Source organism: Arachidicoccus ginsenosidivorans, from assembly GCF_007971385.1.
Classification (GTDB): Bacteria; Bacteroidota; Bacteroidia; order Chitinophagales; family Chitinophagaceae; genus Arachidicoccus; species Arachidicoccus ginsenosidivorans.
The window spans coordinates 2386475-2405247 of the sequence record NZ_CP042434.1 but is presented as its reverse complement, the minus strand read 5'-3'; the positions used below and the strand labels follow the sequence as shown (position 1 = coordinate 2405247).

Genomic DNA, 18773 nt, shown 5'->3' with positions numbered 1-18773 from the left:
CCTAAAACAAGGGAATGGCCATATTCAGTATTGTCATAGATAACCCATCCACTACAATCAATGGCTGATTACTCGCATTTAACGAAGTATAGCCATTTAAAGTCACATTGGCTCCAATACCTGGAGTACCAGAATGCCTGATAACATTCAGACCTGCAATTCGTCCTTGTAAATACCCATCTGGCGTTTCTGTTACACTTTGGCTCCATTTATCATTGGTATTAAATGATTGGACAGCATAAGGCACAAAGTTTTTTGGAGACTTTCCAAATAATAACGACATAGGTTCATACTGCGAGATAAATCCCGGATCGTACATATCAACCGTTACATTATTTCTACCCCTGAGTGGCACTTGTTTTACCTGTACACCTTCACCAGACATAAACAAAACAGATTCCAGGTCTTGCACGGCAATTCTGAAGGAACCATCATCACCGGTAATGGCGGCTGAATAACCAGGAACACTGACTGAAATACCCCCGATTGGTTTATGGTTAGCTGCCATTCTTACAATTCCCTTTACAAATATTGTATCAGTTACTTGGGTGGTTTTAGACAAATTATCCTTGACTGTAGCATTTTGTGCGCTAACCTGGGATACCAATAACGTAGTCCCCAATAAGCAAAAGGGTAAATATCTTTTTATTTTATTAAATCGACGCATAATATTAATTTAGAACAGGTACCAGTTTAATATAATCACAGACAATTGTATTCTTTCCATTGGATGTGACATTATTGCCAATCAAAAACAAGTCCTCTAATCCATGTTTAGCTGGTGTAAATTCACCAATATAAACATCATTATAATTTAGCAGATCCACATTTGTATATGGCAAAGTAAAGTCAAATGGAATATTTTTAGGATCAGCAAATGCCGTGTCTATATGATGATTTAAAGCCAGCATCATAGGAAAGGTCCCTGTTTGAAAATCATTAACGGCGCGCCAGTAGACTTTATAAGTCACTGCATTCAATGTTACCGGATACCTGACCCAGTAAGAAGAAATCCCGAAATTCTCTATAAGTAGATCATGGAAAATAGAGTCTGTAGAGGGATCCCTACGCTTACGAATAGAATAGCTCTTTGTATTATCTAAACGATCAAAAAAACGTTCTCCTTCAATAGTGACGGGTTTAATTTTTGTAGCCAAATCATAATCTAGCGAGTTCACCACATAAACGATCCCATTACTTACTTTTACTGATTTAACAATTTGACTCGAATTTAAATGTATGGCCAAACTATCTTTTGTTGAATATAAGGTATTAGGGATTGATCCAGGTTCATATACTCCATTTATCGCCAAATCCTTGACAATATTCCAACCTCTCAAGCTGTCTGAGATCTCTAGAGTCGAATCCATAAAATAAGAAGCCAGTTTAAACATTTCTGTCTTATATGCCTGGTCTGTTAGAATAATATAGGTCATCAAAGAATCTTCACTATTGATATTCACCTTACGCATATAGGTGTTCAAGGAGGGAATGATAGCATTTGCTGTTTTCAAAGAGTCTCTATATAAACTATCTATATTCGAGCTATAAAATAGGGTTTTAAGATAACCAAATAATAAACTGTTTGAATAATTATCCCTTAGATATTCAAATGCATTATCCTGAGGTTTAAATGCCGACCCCATTGTAAACAACACACCATTTTTAGCATGAATATCCTTTTTAATCAAGGCGATATCATTGAGTGAGTCCCCTGTAAAAAGGACGCGTTTACCACTATAGGTACGGATCCTGATAGCTGAATCCTTGGCTTCCTTCGTATAAAATGTCTGGTTGGCAATACAATTCCCAATCATTAATTTTAAACTCGTGGAATCTTCAAGATACCCCGGATCTACGGCCCGAAATGCTTCATTATCTGGAGCCCAAACCGTAAAAGTCTTCGAAGACGCCACGGTTTTGTCATATCCAGTCTTCTCAAGATACTTAGCAAATTCGCTCAGGCCTGTATCAGCTTTAATTAAATCCAAAAGCGTCTCAGTACCAGAAGTATCTGTTACCAATTCTCTTTTATCCCATTGATCTTTCCTACAGGAATACATTACCAACAGCATTAAGATCAAAGATATGGTCAGTCTATAAATTTTCATTATTTTCAGTTTCTTGTTTAAAACTTGTTCACCTTAAGCCGCTCAGAAAATTAGCGGCCGTTTTTTTCAATAATCAATAAACGACATTTAGCCCTTTATTCATCCGCACTGTAATGTGCTATTCCATCCTGGTCAAATCTTGGCCATAATTGATCCATCTCAGATGGTATAAATTGAACCATATCTAACCAGAAACCATTATCTCCTCCTGAAAGCGCCGTAAATCTTATGGTATGCTGTCCAGTAGTTTGAATATTAACTGTTCCCACCAGGTAACCCGGAACAGTATTATTGGTGTAAGTCGTGTAATGTTTCCAGCCTTGCGCCTCCAAAACAGCATCTGTTCCAGAAGGTAAATAAGTACTTTTGTTAAAAGTTCTTTGCATGATAGTACTGTCCACAGAAACTTGTAAAATTTGACTCTTTCCCGCCGTTCTCCAACAAATCCAAACCTTATAGGTTCCCGCTACAAGCAATGGCGTTTTAAGTTCAACCCAGGCCATACGGTTATTACCCATTTGTAAGTCCAAGTAATCATAATTAACTGTTGGGCTGCTTCCACCCGCACCCCCTACATAAGCAATCTGAGGCCTGGACGTTTTACCGTCTGCCGGCGTAATAAAGGAAGGAACCTGATCCCAAGGGTAATTATAGCTTTGCTTTTGATAGTATGCTGGCAGATTCATAATCTCAGGATACTTACACACGTCCCAATAAACAGCAAACGGAGACCTTTCCTTTATATATAGCAGACCTGTGAGCTTATGAATGACTCCATTTGTCGCCGATAAATCACTTCCAGTTCTGGCAATCTGCACGCCCTGTTCATGTACACCATTAAATTCGTCATCATTTAATAAAATTGAATCATTTGTATATTTTATGGTCACTGCCTGAAACGGGGCCCAAGTTGTATAGGACGTAGAGGAAACGATATCAGCTAAATAATTTGCACGATTAACTATATGATAATCCACAAATAAATGCAAACTATCTGCCGGATCCTTTGGATTACCTGTGTTAGAATATTTATCCTTCAAATCATTGTAAGAATAAATGCCATTCGCATTAAATACAGAATCAGATTGTGCGAAAACCGTCATCCAGGCATTGGCTGTATCCTTGTTTAAATTCGCATCAATATTAAGAGAATCGTACAAACCAGTAGCCTTTAATGCATCGGCAAAAATAGAATAGTTTGGATCTGAACTGATTAATCCAGCCAAAGTTTTTGTCGCAGGTTCCAAAACATGATCGATTACATGAATGACACCATTACCTTCTCTGAGATTACTTTCTATAATATTGGCCTGCCTGTTTATTCTATAAAAAGTAGACCCATTGGTATTGGTCGCTCCAGTAACAAGGTATTGTCCATACATTGTCAAATAAGGCAATTTGCCATCAGTAAAAGAAATGGTATAGACGGTATCGGCAATTAAATGAAATTTTAATAAACCTTTCAGGCTATCCACATTCATTTGATTTACAGAGTCTTTATTTCTGCTTTTCAAATAAGTTTCCACTGCCGAATTTGTCGGTAAAAATAACGTATAGCTTCCGTATGCGCTCAAAAAGCCTTCATAACCTGTAACTTGTAACATCTGCTTAAACAGCGAAAAAGAATCCAAATGTTGATCTATATAACCAACTATATTCACATCGCTGGTTGTCGAATAGACGATCGGCACCTTTTTACAACTGGACCAGATGCTTCCAAATAATAATAATACCGCAAGCGTCAGGCAGATTCTTTGTTTATATAATCTTTTCATGCTTAAAAATTTAATTACTTAAGGACTCTTTTATATAAATTATCCTTCAATTTTTTTTCGTCTAATTCGTATAGAAAGGATTTTGGACCAATTTTTTGTCTGCCAATAATTCATCTGCATTTATTGGGAGATAAAGACTATTTACATCCTTATATTTGTTGAGAATCGTTTGAACCATATTTGCCGGGGCATTTACAATTGCGGCCGACGATAATTCATTTAGATTTTGATAATTATTCCGCTTTGCATATCGTAATAGATCAAACCACCTTTTTCCCTCAAAGGAAAATTCCCGAGCTCTTTCATCCAAAACATACTTAGCAATATCATCTGTTGCAGACGGATCTGGCGCTTTTTCGGTTAAATCAATTGCCTGGCCACGATCTCTCACCAATTTAATTAAATCAAGTGCTTCCTGGCCACGATTAACAAAACAAAGCGCTTCGGCCTTCATCAATAACACATCTGCATATCTGTAAACAATCCAATGCGCGTAAGATTCATCAGAAGTTCTTAACGTATAGTCTTCTCCTGCATTCGTACCAGCATATTTTAAAATCACGCCATTTGTGCCCACATATGACCCGTTATTACCTCTTATATCAGCTTCCAGGCCTGTCTGATCTAACCCATATATATTTTGACTTAAATAATCAGTAGATGCCACATATTGATTTGACGACGATATAAACATATTATAAAAGGGGTTGAGTGCCTGCGCATCAAACTGGAACTCAAATATTCCTTCAGGTGAATTTCCTGTATAATATAAATCATTAAACCATCCGGTTTGTGTCGTCCCCGGCACAAGTGAATACCTCCCAGAATTGATCACTGAATCGCAGGCGATCACGCAACTGTCATATTTATCTTGCCATAAATATGCATCAGCCTCCATGGCAAAAACTGCGTATTTGGTAATTCTTCCCTTATTTTTATCATTATTACCAAAAGATCTGACGGCATACTGTTCCGCAAACTTGAAATCCGACATAACCAGATTATAAACATCCTGCTTTGAGCTTTTCTCTAATTGCTGCACTTCTGCATCTGTTGACACTGCCGTTAATTGTAAAGGCACCTCCCCAAAAGTTCTCAACAAATAAAAATACATCAAACCTCGAAGTGCATGTGCTTCTGCCAGATAGTTATTCTGAAGGGAATCTGTTAAGGTAGCGTCCCTGCTAATTACATCTGGACCATACTGCAGAACGGTATTACAATTATTAATAACTTTATATATTGCAGACCAATCTGTAAATGAATTACTTGGTAAAATATTATCCTGCATCATATTAACGGCGTCATCCGGTGTGCGAAGTGTTGATGTAACCATATCCGCCCTGATTTCTCCCCAAGCGAATAAATCCGTTACCAAATTTCCGTTCAGCAAACTGGAATAACAGCCCACTACAGCGGCCTCAAATTGTTCCTTAGTTTGCCAATAGTCGTCTCGAATCAGCCCATCCTGTGGTTTTACGGTCAACCATTTATTACAGGCTGTGCCTAATAATATAATTATGGTAGCCGAGAAAATATATTTTATATACTTTGTCATGATTTACATGTATTTTAATTAACGGGTGACTGGTTTAATGATTAAACAATTTTTACACATATTAAAAACTTAAATTAAGCCCGATCAGAACATTTCTGGACGGTGGTGTCAAGGCATTATCCACAGGATAGGCAAACGGACTATTATTGCCAATAATAGAAACATCCGGGTTCTGCCCTCTATACTTGGTAAACGTGTACAGATTCTCTACGGTTACGTAAAACGCAGCACTTCTGATTTTCATTTTATCTAATAATTTTGGCTGGAATGTATATCTTAAAGTGACCGCTTGTAACCGGACATAAGACGCATTCTGTACATAACGGCTGGACCCCAGCCAATTATAACCCTTTCGATATAACGCTCTTGGCATATTTGTTACATCACCTGGATTTCTCCACCTAGACAACACGGCAGTACTTTGGTTATCAAAGCTATACATATTTGTGGTTGCCATATCAGCAGCATTTACAATATCATAATCCAATTTATAATCAAAGAAAGTGATTAATTTCAATCGATTTTTGAAAGTTACATTTAACCCAAATCCTCCAGTAATTTTTGGCAACCCATTGCCTAGGTAAACCACATCCTTATCATCAATATTGCCATCATGATTGATATCTGCATATTTAGCATCCCCAGCCTGGAAAGTATAGTCCACAGCAGGATATTGGAAGCGCATATATAGCTCATTGCCAAAAGGATCCGTAATCTTGTTCCCGTTAGCGTCTCGGGCAATAGTTTCATCCTTAGTACTATATACACCTAAGTATTTAAACCCATAAAAAGAACCAAACGGATTGTTTTCCTGAAGATAGGTTTTATATTTCCCATTTGTATTCAGGCTAGTCACATTCGTCCTTGGATAGAACTCTGAAATAGAACGAATGATATTTTCATTTTGTGCAAAGTTCAGGTCAAAGCCGATTTTCCAATTTTTACTTTGAAATGGTATGGTATTGATCAGTGCTTCCCAACCCTGATTATCCATATTTCCAACGTTGGCTGGAATCGTAGAAGATCCTGTATAGGAAGGAATCGTGAGTGCATCATAGAACATATCCTTAATTCTATTACGATAAACTTCAAAATCCAGACGCACTCTGTTTTTAAACATCCATAAGTTGAAACCGATATTAGTACCTACCAGCGTCTGCCACTTCAGATTACTGAGTTCTATATTAGAGGAATACACACCAGACTCTCCTAAATAAGAATAGGAGTAAGGAGAATAGGTGTTATAATACTGCCAAATGGATTTATTAGGAGGAGCAGAACCTGCATGTCCATAACTGGCTCTGAAACTCAGGTCATCTATGAAATTTTTATATTTTTTCATAAAATTCTCCCCGGACAAACGCCAACGAGCAGAAACGGAGGGGAAAAACCCGTACCGGTTATTTGGCCCAAATCTGGAATTTGCATCCATACGGATACCTGCATTCAATATATACTTATCCATCCAGCCATATTGTGCCTGCAACAAGGTTCCCACTGACCTTACCTCGGAGGTCGTAGAAGTCAATACTCCTGCTGAATTGGTCGCAATTGAGCCATTAAATGGATATTCAAATTCTGAAGAAGCGGTATTGGTCGTTAAAACATTATACGCATTCGATTTACTGTCGTTGGTCTGCAATGACAATAAAGTCTGAAATTGATGATTATGATCGTTACTGAGCGGTGTATAGATAAAATTTGTTTTAGTGGTTACACTATATGCATCTCCATCGCTCGCCTTGGCCTGATTGACAATAGATTCGCTTAATGGGCGTCCAGTTGCATTTTGTGGCAGAAAAGAATGGGAGCCGGAATTATTAATATCAAATTGTACATCAAAGGTGGCAATTAACGCTTTGGGAACCACCTGATATTGTAATTGAAATTGGGGCGTAATCCTGTCGCCATTTTGAACAGAACTAGCATTTTCTGCCAGGGCAACTGGATTATAAGTAGCAGGGTACTGTCCCTGGATGTTTGAGATTGGTGTAAAATAATTAGGTGACCTATTACCATAAATGTCGTATTCAAACAGACTCATATTGGGCATTTTATTATAGGCAATGCTTCTGATATTATAAGAATTTGAATTATTGGGCAGAAAATTCAATTGTCGATTCAGGTGTGCATAAGTAAAGTTTGTCCGGATTCTGATCCTTTGAGAGACATTATAATCCAAATTCACCTTAGCGGTAATACGATCCAACCCAGTCCCTATTGTTGTACCATCCTGATGAAAATAGCCAACCGAAGCATAATATTTTGCTTTTTCGCCTCCACCGGTCATAGAAACACTATGATCCTGTGAATAACCGGCTTGTGTTATAGCGTCTATCCAATTGGTATTATTGCTGTAATTATAATAATAATAGGGGTCAAGTGGATCAAATGAAAACTCTTTATTGGCGCTGATATCCAATGGATTACCTCCAGCATTAGCCACCTCTTCCGGGATGAGTGTTGCATACTGATTTCCGCTTAACAAAGGAATACTCTTTGGTTGTTTACTAAAAGTTCCTCTAAAGGAGTAAGAAATAGCAGGTTTGCCTGTTTTCCCTCTTTTGGTATTTATGACCAACACGCCGTTTGCCGCTTGCGAACCCCATAATGCTGTAGCTGCAGCGTCTTTTAATACAGTAATATCCTGAATATCTGAGGGTGCAATATTGAGCAACTGTGCATATCCTTCAGCATCTGCAGTCCCAAAATTAAAATCCTCTGGGATCGTCGTACTATATGGCATCCCATCAACTACAATTAATGGATTGCCAGAACCATTAATGGTTGCGGTTCCACGAATCTGAATAGACAAGCCAGCGCCCGGATCGCCCGTTGTAACACTGACATTCACACCAGGCAGCCGCCCTTCCAATGCAGCTGCAATATTGGGAGAAGAAAGATTTTCAATTTCCTTTTGTTGTATGCTTGCCGTGGCGAGCGTATTATCCCTTTCCCTTGTTTTCATCCCAGTTCCATTGTCCACTGCATCGTTATAAGCAGTAACTGCTACATCCGTTAATGATCCTGCTTCTCCCCCAACCAAATAGAGCGTAATATTTGTACTGTCATTAATTTTTCTAACAGTCGGTTTGTAATTAATGAATGCTCCCGAAATACGGTTTTTTTCAGGATCATTCACGCGCAGGGCAAAATTACCGTCAATGTCCGTCGCAGTGCCATTTACAGTACGATCATCCTGATCAATTTCCGTAACTGTGGCTCCGCTCAAGGGCAAGTGAGTTTTCGCATCCATAACTCTTCCTCTGACAATTGTTCGCTTAGTTCCATCCTGCGCAAATAGCTGAGCACTTGCGCATACCATCATCGTAAATAAAACAAACATTAAAGGGCAAGAATATTTTCTTTTAATCCTGTTCATTCGTATATTTTTAAGTATTCCGCTCGCGCGGCGAATAATTCTTTTAACCATATTCAAAATAATGAGTCTAAGCTGCTAATCAACTTACATTAAGCTTATTCACTTCTAAAATCCAGTACTTTATCAATTGTATGTATGATGGCCATATCACAAAGCACATTACTTTGGCTTACTTTTACATGTGCAACATCTCCGCTCATGCCAGTAAGGGTCATATTACCAACAGAATTTGTGATTTTAATACTTGTCGGATCCCCGTCAAGGGTTGAATACAGTGTAACATAATTACCAGATTTCTTACCATCTGTAGCAACCTGGTTTTTATTCAATATATGATATTGAAGAAACTGCACCACCGCTTGCTGATCTTCTAATACAGATGGAGCAAAGTTTGGTTCTCCGGTAGCCGCATTACCTGGCAACAAACCTGATCGGACAGCATCTGAAATAGCTGCATTAGAAGGCACGAAAATCGTATAGGGGCTTCCGGCTGTCATACCCGTAATGGTGCTATCTGAATTACTCCAAATGGTAGACTTAACCAAATAATTAAAGAAATCACTATAATCGTCGGGATCACTATTGGCTAACCTTCCTAAATGAGCACCTATCGCCACTTCTGAAAAGGTCAAAAGGCCGTCAACATAAATAACTTTTCCATTAAACGTATTGGCGACACTATCAATATGGACCACAGTACCATCATCCATATTTCCACCTGCAAATAATGTATTGTTTTTATAACGTACATATTCACCATTCCAGGATTCTACAATTCCCTCCCCGGACAAATCATCCATTTCCCCATTACGGGTTAAAAACACAGACGCTGCTAAAATTCGATTGATTCTGGATTGAGGAATGGAGCCGCTGGATACGGTGCCCCCTGGCACCAGATATTCCCAGGCATCTCTATCCGTATTATAACTATATCCTGCATCAATCAGGGTTTTATTGGACATCATCACCATGGTAAACTTAAGATCGGGATTGATTAGCGAAAATTTTATATCTGCATCCAATGCTCTGGTCATTAAGGTATAAGCCGGATCCAAAAATGGTTTACCATAAACTGTTCTAAATACATTCGCCTGTTGTACGGCATTAATTCCATAAAAGAATCCATTACTGCACACCTTCTTGTCTATTACATTAGACAGGGAGAAAGTAGGTGTTTCGGAGGAGCTGTTCGTAGAAGATTGCAATTTACTCGGCCAAGGACTGGATGTCCATAAATGGGCATTCAGCAATGCAATTAAAACAGCTGGTGGCGCCGCGTCAAAAGTTTTATAATGTTCAAGAATCTGAGATTCATAAGGTATTAAAGCGGCATTGGTAGGAATCGCCATACCGTATCCATCCGTTTGGGCGTCTGTAGTAGCAAGCATGTAATTTTCATTATTGGGCGAAAATGCCAGACCCAACACATTGCCAGCATCATAATATTTAATATAAACTGAATCTGTGTGTCCAGTCAAAGCATAATTTCGTTCTGTAATATTTGCATTAGATTGATAACTGATTACTTTTTTGAGCAATCTTCTAAATTCACTGTACTCATCACTTGAATTTAAATATTGTTCCAGACTCGGTAAGGGAACAATGACCTGGTCTATCTCATCAATTAAGCCATTTTCTGCAGGTATATCGCTGGTTATGACTGATGCATTGGCAACATTAAATCCACTATAAGTAGATTTTGGGTAAAAAAAGTTATAATCATAGCTTGACAACCCCTGATATGCAAAATAATTATCAATAAAATAGGGTATGTACTTATTATTGTTATCTGCCTCCACGTAGGATCCATTGCGGTTAGCAGCCAAAATAAGGGAATCTCCTTCCTTACTCACCCAATTGTAATAAGCGGTTTTACGTTTATAGGCAATACTGGTATCGGGACCAGACGATTGCTGCCAATTAGTCAAATCATCTTTGCGGTAAGCATCGTAAACTAAGGCATATTTTACAATCTTTTGCGCAGTCAGCGAGTCAATGGCCTCATCTCCACTGAGTCCATTTTCTTGAAAATATTTCTCAAACGCATCATCATTAGGAGCAAAACAAGTCCAATACCCGCCGGCACTTAATGTACTCTTATAACCAGATTTATCAATACATTTAAGAAAATGAGTGAAATTCCCTCTGGCCTCCAGCACCTGATAAATAGGTTGCGCAAGGGTAGATGGGCGTCCATAATACTCATCCCAGCTCTTTTTGCGACATGCCATGATGCTCACCACGCAAAAAAGAAAAAACAAGATCCGCACCCGTGTCATCGTATTCATTCTCATTGTTGAAATACTTTATTAATAATTAATATTCAAACGTTTACATTTTAAACTAGAGACAATAATCACCCTGCACTAATTTCTTAGCGAACGTAGCCACTTCATAATCAAATACTTATGATTAAGAGGCCAGATAAGTGTAATTAAAGTACTGTTTTGTTAAATCAATTCTATATCTCTTCAAACATCTTTAATTCCATCTATTCCAATTTGCCTAAATCAAGCATGAATGCTTTTGTCGATTTTCTGATAATATTTCCATTTTAAACAGTCAAAACTCCTCAAAAAGTCATTGTTAATTGCTCACAACTCTTTGTTAGCAATATTAAGATATCATTTAGATTTAACCATCCTGTACTGTGCTGCTCTTATTAATAAAATGTCAATTAGACCAGTAAATTTATATTATTTAGTTGTCTATCAACATTTTAAAAACGAAAATAAATTTCTTTTTTTTAAAATAATTTTAATATTGATTAACAAGTAATTTGTTTTGCCCTAATATTTCTTTTTTATTGGCTATTTTAATGAAATATACCCCTGTAGAAAGGTTGGAAATATCAACTTTATACTCCTTATTTCCTCTGGCCAGTTCAAATTTTTGAACATCTCTGCCATTTAAATCATAAATGTGGCCTATAGAGGATTCCTCTAATAAATCCTTAAAAACTATGGTCATCTTTCCTTTTGCGCTTGTAACAGGATTAGGGTAAAGAGAAAAGGATTTCATATCATCTTTATTTTTGGGGTGTAGTTCTACAATATTGCTATAATGGCATTCACCATTCACATCAATTTGCCCCAACCTATAGTAATTAATCTGGTTAAGGTCTATTTGACTATCTATGAACTGGTAGGCAAAACCGCTTCCATTACCCAGTACAAAATGTGATTTAATAAATCCGAGCTCCTCCCAATTAGCAAGGCCATTCCGACTCCTTTCAATTTTAAATCCATTATTATTATGCTCAATGGCTGTTGTCCAGTTAAGCACAGCCTTAGTATTGAGAATTTTGGCCGTTAATGGTTTAATATAATCTACTGGCAGGGCAGATGACTTGTCAGATTCCATATAGCCCAAATCAGGCGCATTACCATTAAAACTAAGACCAACATCTGTACCTTCATCTACAAACTTGTCACTTTTTAATCTCATAAATTGAATGTCGGGTAGGCCGCCATCAGCTTTACGCGGTGCAGTCAATTCACTTGCGTCAACACTATTAAAATCTGCATCAACAGGACTGAGTGGAATAGAAAAAGAATTAAACACATTAATGCTGGCTGAGTCGGAAGATCCGTCAATATTCACCGCGTCGGCATCTGTAATCCTAGGGCTATAGGATAAATTATTTTTTAATATGTGATTATACCCAGGCACATCCACTGCCTCAGTAGCCGATTTGCGATTAACCAAATTAAAATTTCTATTGTTTTTATAAGCGGTATTATTATAAAATTCGTCACCTCCTAAGTGATGATTACTATAAAACCCACTTTGTTTGTTGTAGTAGGCCAGGCTATGCTCTACAATGTGCCTTGGGATGACGGTTGGTACTTTGGGAGAGAGATCCATCCCAAACCCGCCAGCTTTAAAACCATTGCCATCCCCTTCTGAGACCATAGTCGTGCTATAGCCATTATAAAAGGACCAACAACTATCAATAGTTACGGCTGCAAAAGCATTGATCAGATCAAAACCATCATCGCTGTTAAACCATGCCCGACACCCCCTAAATACATTTCCAGTCCCGCCGGCACTGCTGGGATGGCAGCCAAACCCGTCCACATTACCACCTGCAGTACCATCATTGGACGTATAATCCAGGTTATTATAAGCATCACAATTATAAATATAATTGCCAATGCCTTGTGACAAATAAAACCCTATTGCCTGCCCGTCATGCATGGCCAGATTTTCATAGGTATTATGATTTGCACTAGCATTACGGAAACATTCCGATTGAGTATGACCGGTAATCGTTACCTCAACTCCGATTACTTCAAAATTTTTAAAATAATAATAATTTCCTGTAACATAAAATGCAGTGATTCTATGTCCTACAGGCTTAACATTAGAAAAATCAAATATTGGGCGCTCATTTCGGTATCCCCAATAATATATCCTTTTGTCTGCACTTGCTTTTTTGGCAAAATAATTATAATCATAATACAAATCACTGCTACCATCTGTGGTAGCGGGTTGCATATCAGCAGCCATCACATAATGTCCACCCGGATATACACCGTATCTCCAGGAATAACCAGACTTTCTACGTGCATTAAAGTGGCAAAAGGAGCAGAGATAGTACCAACGTTTGCATCGTTGCCATCCGTAGCAATAAAATAAGTATGGGTTCCATCTAGATTCGCGGTTGGCAATACAGTCCTGTTAGTTTCACGATAACCCAGATCAGGTGCAGTTCCACCATAAGGGAGACCAACATCAATTCCTTTATCGACAAACCTGTCCGATTTAAGCGTGAACAGGTCCATATGGGGCAGACTGCCATCTGCTTTACGTGGCAATGTCAATTCATTAATATCAAGGCTATTAAAATCATTATCATTAGGGCTGATTGGGACAGAAAATGAATTATTAGTATTTAAACTAGCAGAATCTGAACTTTCATCAATATTTATAATGTCCGCACCAGAGGATCTAGGTAAATAAGATATGTTATTTTGGACATGATGGCCGTAACCAGCGATATCTACGGCTTCAGCAACAGATTTTCTGTTAACCATATTAAAGTTTTTGCCATTTTGATATGCAGTATTATTGTAAAAATTAATTCCCCCTAAATGATGATTTGCATAAAAACCATATTGTTTATTATAATATGCCAGCGAACGCTCCACGGTGTGTCTGGGAATCGGATCAGGATATTTTGTAATAGTTCCCATTCCAAAACCACCAGCTTTAAACCCGTTTCCGTCACCTCTGGACACTAAAGTTCCATCCTTATTTTTAGAATACCCATTATAAAATGCAAAACAGCTATCAAATGTAACTGCTGCAAAAGCATTAATGAGATCAAATCCATCATCACTATTCAACCAGGCTCTACAAGAACTAAAAACATTTCCTGTACTTCCGGTACTATTTGGATGGCAGCCAAATCCATCAACATTACCTCCTGCCCCAGACTCAGAAATAGGATCATAATTATTGTAAGCATCGCAATTATAAATCAAGTTATTCGCACCCTTTGTAAGATAAAAACCAATGGCCTGATTGTCATGCATTGACAGGTTTTCAAAAATGTTGTTATTGCCTCCATAATTGCGAAAACATTCAGATTGCGTATGCGTAGTAATTGTTACCTGCACGCCGATAATATCAAAATTCTTAAAATAATAATAAGAGCCAGTCACATAAAAAGCCGTAATTCTGTGACCAGTAGGCTTGACATTTGTAAAATCAAATACCGGTCTTTCATTTTGATAACCCCAAAAAAAGATTCTTTTCGGGGCGGTACCTTTTTTAGAAAAATAATTATAATCGTAATATAAATCACTGTTGTCTGTAGTTGCAGGAATCTGGTTTGCTGGTATAACATAATTTCCGCCCCTGATATAGACGGTATCACCAGGCACTACCACACTTTCTGCCTGCATTAAAGTAGCGAAAGGAGCGGATAGCGTACCATCGTTTGCATCATCACCATTAGTAGCAACAAAATACGTGTGGGTTCCATCAGGGTTTGTGGGTTGACTTCTCACAACATTAAACCCTAGCAATAAAAACATTAAAGAAAATAGTAAAAATCTTTTCATTTAAATATTTGTAGTTTCAATATATTGGTAAAACTAACCACTCAAATCTGCCCAAAAGCTAGATTTCATCCTTTGTCACATCAATAATATTTATCCTGAATTCAATTCCAGATTTTATTATCAATCAACCAATAGGATCAATATTTTGAGGCCAATTTGAACATACCTTTTTAATATTCTTAAGTCTAAGTCCTGAAACATAAGTGGGTTTAGTTTCCAGAAACTAAATTTGATGCAGTCAAGTATCTTTAAACTACTTTTAAAAATCTTTGTTTATTATACCCGTCTTAGTAAAATAAAAGCACTACCAAGAAAATTGCATCGTAATGCATTGTAAATCAATATGGTTATTTACAATGAAATATTTCTAATTCCAGTTGGTTTTAAAATTAATCAATCCTTAAATTTAAAGTAGCCATAGTTAACGGTATGTTCACTTACTAACAGTAATTATATAACAATATTAAAACATTGAATTTATTTAACCGTCCTGTACTGTCCTGCTTACACTTAAAAAAACATTTTTCATATACTCACGACTAGATTTTGGAGTTAAAATCCGTGAGGCCTGACTATATAAATAAAATTTTAAATAATGGAAATTCAACTAAGTAGGCACTATTCTAACAATTATTGTAGCAGGTAAGAATTTAGACATTCTCTTATTTTAGATTTTTTAAAATAAATTATATTTCTTGAGGATTTTTGTTAAGCAGATTAATTTACAAGAAGAAAAACGGTTTTGCTGAACAATGAATGAATACAAAGATTCGCCACGCAAAATTTGTCACCCCTATGACATAAAGAATCACTACTTTTCGAAAGCGTGTCAATCACTCACTTTAATAAACTATTGCATATAATATCGAACAGGACAGTACAGGATGGACATACCAGTGTTTGTTATTATTTTTACCAGGGTACAGGGATATTTCCATTTTATAAAACCATTCCATGCGCAAAATTACCTATCGAATATTAATCGCTATTTTCCTTTGCATAATCATTGTGCCCGTTTACACAAAGGCTCAAAATATCATTTCAGTTGCCGGTAAATGGCATTTTGCCATTGACCCTGTCAACCAGGGAATTAGCCAAAAATGGTATAATACAACACTTTCAGAATCGGTAGAGTTACCTGGTTCCATGTTGGAGAATAAAAAGGGTGATCCAGTTTCCTTACAGACGCAGTGGACAGCCAGTATTTATGACTCAAGCTGGTATTTTAACCCACGAATGGCTAAATACAGAAATCAGAAAATCCCTATGTTTCCATTCTGGTTAACCCCAGAATATCATTACACAGGGGCTGCCTGGTACCAAAAGAGATAAATATTCCCGAAAACTGGTCCGGGCAGCATATTCAGCTCTTTTTGGAAAGGTGTCATATTGAAACAACCGTCTGGTTAGACGGAAAGCTTTTAGGCTCAGAGAACAGTCTTGTTGCTCCTCATGTCTATGATCTATCTGCTATTGCAAAGCCCGGCAAACACAACTTAACCATCCGTATAGATAATAGCCTGAAAACAACCATCAATGTCGGCAAAGATTCACACAGTGTAACGGATCAAACCCAGGGCAACTGGAACGGTATCATTGGAAAAATGGAGCTACGAGCCCTCCCCGCAACCTCTATTGCAGGGGTACAGATCTTTCCTGACATTAAAAATCACTTGGCATCGGTCCATTTAGCCATTTCGGGTAAATTAAACCAAGCTAAATCGGTCATTATTTCTGCAAAAAGTTTCAATAGTCCGAACCGCGATATCATAAAACCGCTTACTATTAATATTTCGGATAGTACGTCTAAGGATTCACTTGTGATCAATTATGATATGGGTAAAAAGATGCAGCTATGGAGCGAATTTCATCCGGCTTTATACAGACTTACAGCCACCTTAATTAATAAAGACGGCAGTAAATCAACAAAGCAGGTCACCTTTGGTATGCGTGATTTTAATATTCAGGGCAAGCAATTCAAGATCAATGGTCATACAACCTTTCTTCGTGGTACGGTGGAAAACTGTGTATTCCCCTTAACCGGCTATCCCCCAATGGATACAGCTGCATGGATCCGAGTATTTAGGATTTGTAAAAGCTATGGACTAAACCATATGCGTTTCCATTCGTATTGTCCGCCCGAAGCAGCTTTTGAAGCAGCAGATATTGTGGGTATTTATCTTCAACCTGAAGGTCCAAGCTGGGCCAACCATGGAACATCGCTAGGAGATGGCAAACCCGTTGATCAATATATTTTTGATGAGACCAACAGAATGGAAAAATATTACGGCAACCACCCATCTTATTGCATGTTGGCCTATGGCAACGAACCAAGGGGCGGTCATCAGGTGGAATATCTGACGAGGTTCATTCACTATTGGGAAGCCCGGGACAATAGGAGAGTATATACGGGAGCCTCTGTTGCTATGAGTTGGCCGATTGTCCCAGCCAATCAATATATGATTAAATCCGGTGCTAGGAACCTCAATTGGAATAACCATCAGCCAGAAAGTATATCCGACTACACTAAGGCTATTAAAGCCTACCCCGTGCCTTATGTGGCCCATGAATTAGGTCAGTGGTGTGCATTTCCTGATTTTAAAGAGATCAGCCAATATACAGGTCTTTATAAGGCGCTCAATTTCAAGATGTTCCAAGATATTCTTAAAGATCAGGGAATGGGAAGTGAAGCACAATCTTTTTTAATGGCTTCCGGAAAATTACAGGTACTCTGTTACAAAAATGAAATAGAGAAATCATTGAGGACACCCGATAACGGCGGATTTCAAATGTTATCACTCAATGACTATTCGGGACAAGGCACGGCCCTGGTGGGTGTACTAAATGCATTTTGGAAAGAAAAAGGCTATGTCGACGCGCATGAATTTTCCAGATTCTGTAATAGTACCGTTCCTTTATTGCGTACAAACAGTTTTGTCTATACCAATGACCAGACTTTTGATGGCGCCGTTGAAATTTATCATTATGGTGAAACAGACCTGAAAAATGCAACCATTCATTGGACAATCAAAGATTCCAATGGCTCCGTCCTGCAAAAGGGTGATTTCCAAAAAGACATTATTGCCGGCACCAATACGCCTTTGGGCCAAATCAATTATCCACTGAGTAATATTCAAAGCGCCCAAAAATTAAAAATTACCGTCAGAATACTAGGTACAGCTTATAGTAATGACTGGAATATCTGGGTATTCCCCAAAACACTTCCGAGTCTCGACACCAGTAAAATTTATTATACCACAAAACTCGATCAAAAGGCGAAAGCTGTTTTAAACGAAGGGGGGAAAGTCCTGCTTAATCTACAAGGTAAAATCACAAAAGGCCGGGAAATTAAACAGCATTTTCTGCCCGTATTCTGGAATACATCCTGGTTCAAGATGCGACCTCCCCACACCTTGGGTTTTATACTGGATCCCAAAAGTCCAGCCTTTAAATATTTTCCCACCAGCTATCACAGCGACCTGCAATGGTGGCAACTTGTCAACAATCAGGAAGTCATGCATCTGGAGCAGTTCCCATTAGGGTTTAAGCCACTGGTCCAGCCTATTGATACATGGTTTTTAAACCGAAGACTCGCCTCACTTTTTGAAGCTAAAGTTGGTAAAGGTAAAATTATCGTCAATAGTTTAAACATTGAAGCTAACAATGGATCCAATCCTGCAGGCAGGCAGCTGTTATATAGCTTGGAAAAATATATGAACTCTGGCCAGTTTAAACCTGAATCGGAGATCAGCCTGCAGCTAATTGAAGATTTGGTAACTCAACCATCCAACTATATTTTTGATCCACACGCAAAGGATAGTCCCGATGAGTTAAAACCTAAATCCATTATCACAAAATAGTTTCCTTGTTTATTCA

9 protein-coding genes and 1 pseudogene are annotated in these 18773 nt (G+C 38.0%); 2 read left to right on the top strand and 8 right to left on the bottom strand.

What is annotated here, in order from left to right; genetic code table 11:
• Position 1: 1 nt before the first annotated feature.
• The 8 genes and pseudogenes from FSB73_RS09610 to FSB73_RS27545 all read right to left on the bottom strand — a co-directional run.
• Positions 2 to 667, bottom strand: a complete 666-nt coding sequence (locus FSB73_RS09610; RefSeq protein WP_146781328.1) for a TonB-dependent receptor plug domain-containing protein — start codon at positions 665 to 667, stop codon at positions 2 to 4.
• A 4-nt stretch (positions 668 to 671) separates the two neighbouring features.
• Positions 672 to 2111, bottom strand: a complete 1440-nt coding sequence (locus FSB73_RS09605; protein ID WP_146781326.1) for a fasciclin domain-containing protein — start codon at positions 2109 to 2111, stop codon at positions 672 to 674.
• 95 nt (positions 2112 to 2206) lie between these two features.
• Positions 2207 to 3886, bottom strand: coding sequence for a fasciclin domain-containing protein (locus FSB73_RS09600; RefSeq protein ID WP_146781324.1), 1680 nt, complete (start codon positions 3884 to 3886; stop codon positions 2207 to 2209).
• A 61-nt stretch (positions 3887 to 3947) separates the two neighbouring features.
• Complete coding sequence (locus FSB73_RS09595; RefSeq protein ID WP_146781320.1) at positions 3948 to 5444, bottom strand: RagB/SusD family nutrient uptake outer membrane protein; 1497 nt, start codon at positions 5442 to 5444, stop codon at positions 3948 to 3950.
• 61 nt (positions 5445 to 5505) lie between these two features.
• Entirely contained in the window at positions 5506 to 8826 is a 3321-nt protein-coding gene (locus tag FSB73_RS09590; protein WP_225974672.1) for a SusC/RagA family TonB-linked outer membrane protein, read from the bottom strand.
• A gap of 95 nt (positions 8827 to 8921) precedes the next feature.
• Positions 8922 to 11120 carry a fasciclin domain-containing protein gene (locus tag FSB73_RS09585; protein ID WP_146781318.1) on the bottom strand — a complete coding sequence of 733 codons (2199 nt, stop codon included), beginning with the start codon at positions 11118 to 11120 and terminating at the stop codon, positions 8922 to 8924.
• 463 nt (positions 11121 to 11583) lie between these two features.
• Positions 11584 to 11847 carry a T9SS type A sorting domain-containing protein gene (locus FSB73_RS27550; RefSeq protein WP_394344846.1) on the bottom strand — a complete coding sequence of 88 codons (264 nt, stop codon included), beginning with the start codon at positions 11845 to 11847 and terminating at the stop codon, positions 11584 to 11586.
• A gap of 657 nt (positions 11848 to 12504) precedes the next feature.
• A pseudogene (locus tag FSB73_RS27545) lies at positions 12505 to 14870 on the bottom strand (right-handed parallel beta-helix repeat-containing protein); the annotation flags it as partial.
• A 981-nt stretch (positions 14871 to 15851) separates the two neighbouring features.
• Between FSB73_RS27545 and FSB73_RS24670 the strand changes: the two are divergent.
• Both FSB73_RS24670 and FSB73_RS09570 read left to right on the top strand, forming a co-directional pair.
• Positions 15852 to 16229, top strand: coding sequence for a hypothetical protein (locus tag FSB73_RS24670; RefSeq protein ID WP_225974671.1), 378 nt, complete (start codon positions 15852 to 15854; stop codon positions 16227 to 16229).
• A gap of 41 nt (positions 16230 to 16270) precedes the next feature.
• Entirely contained in the window at positions 16271 to 18757 is a 2487-nt protein-coding gene (locus FSB73_RS09570) for a glycoside hydrolase family 2 TIM barrel-domain containing protein (protein WP_225974670.1), read from the top strand.
• Positions 18758 to 18773: the final 16 nt, after the last annotated feature.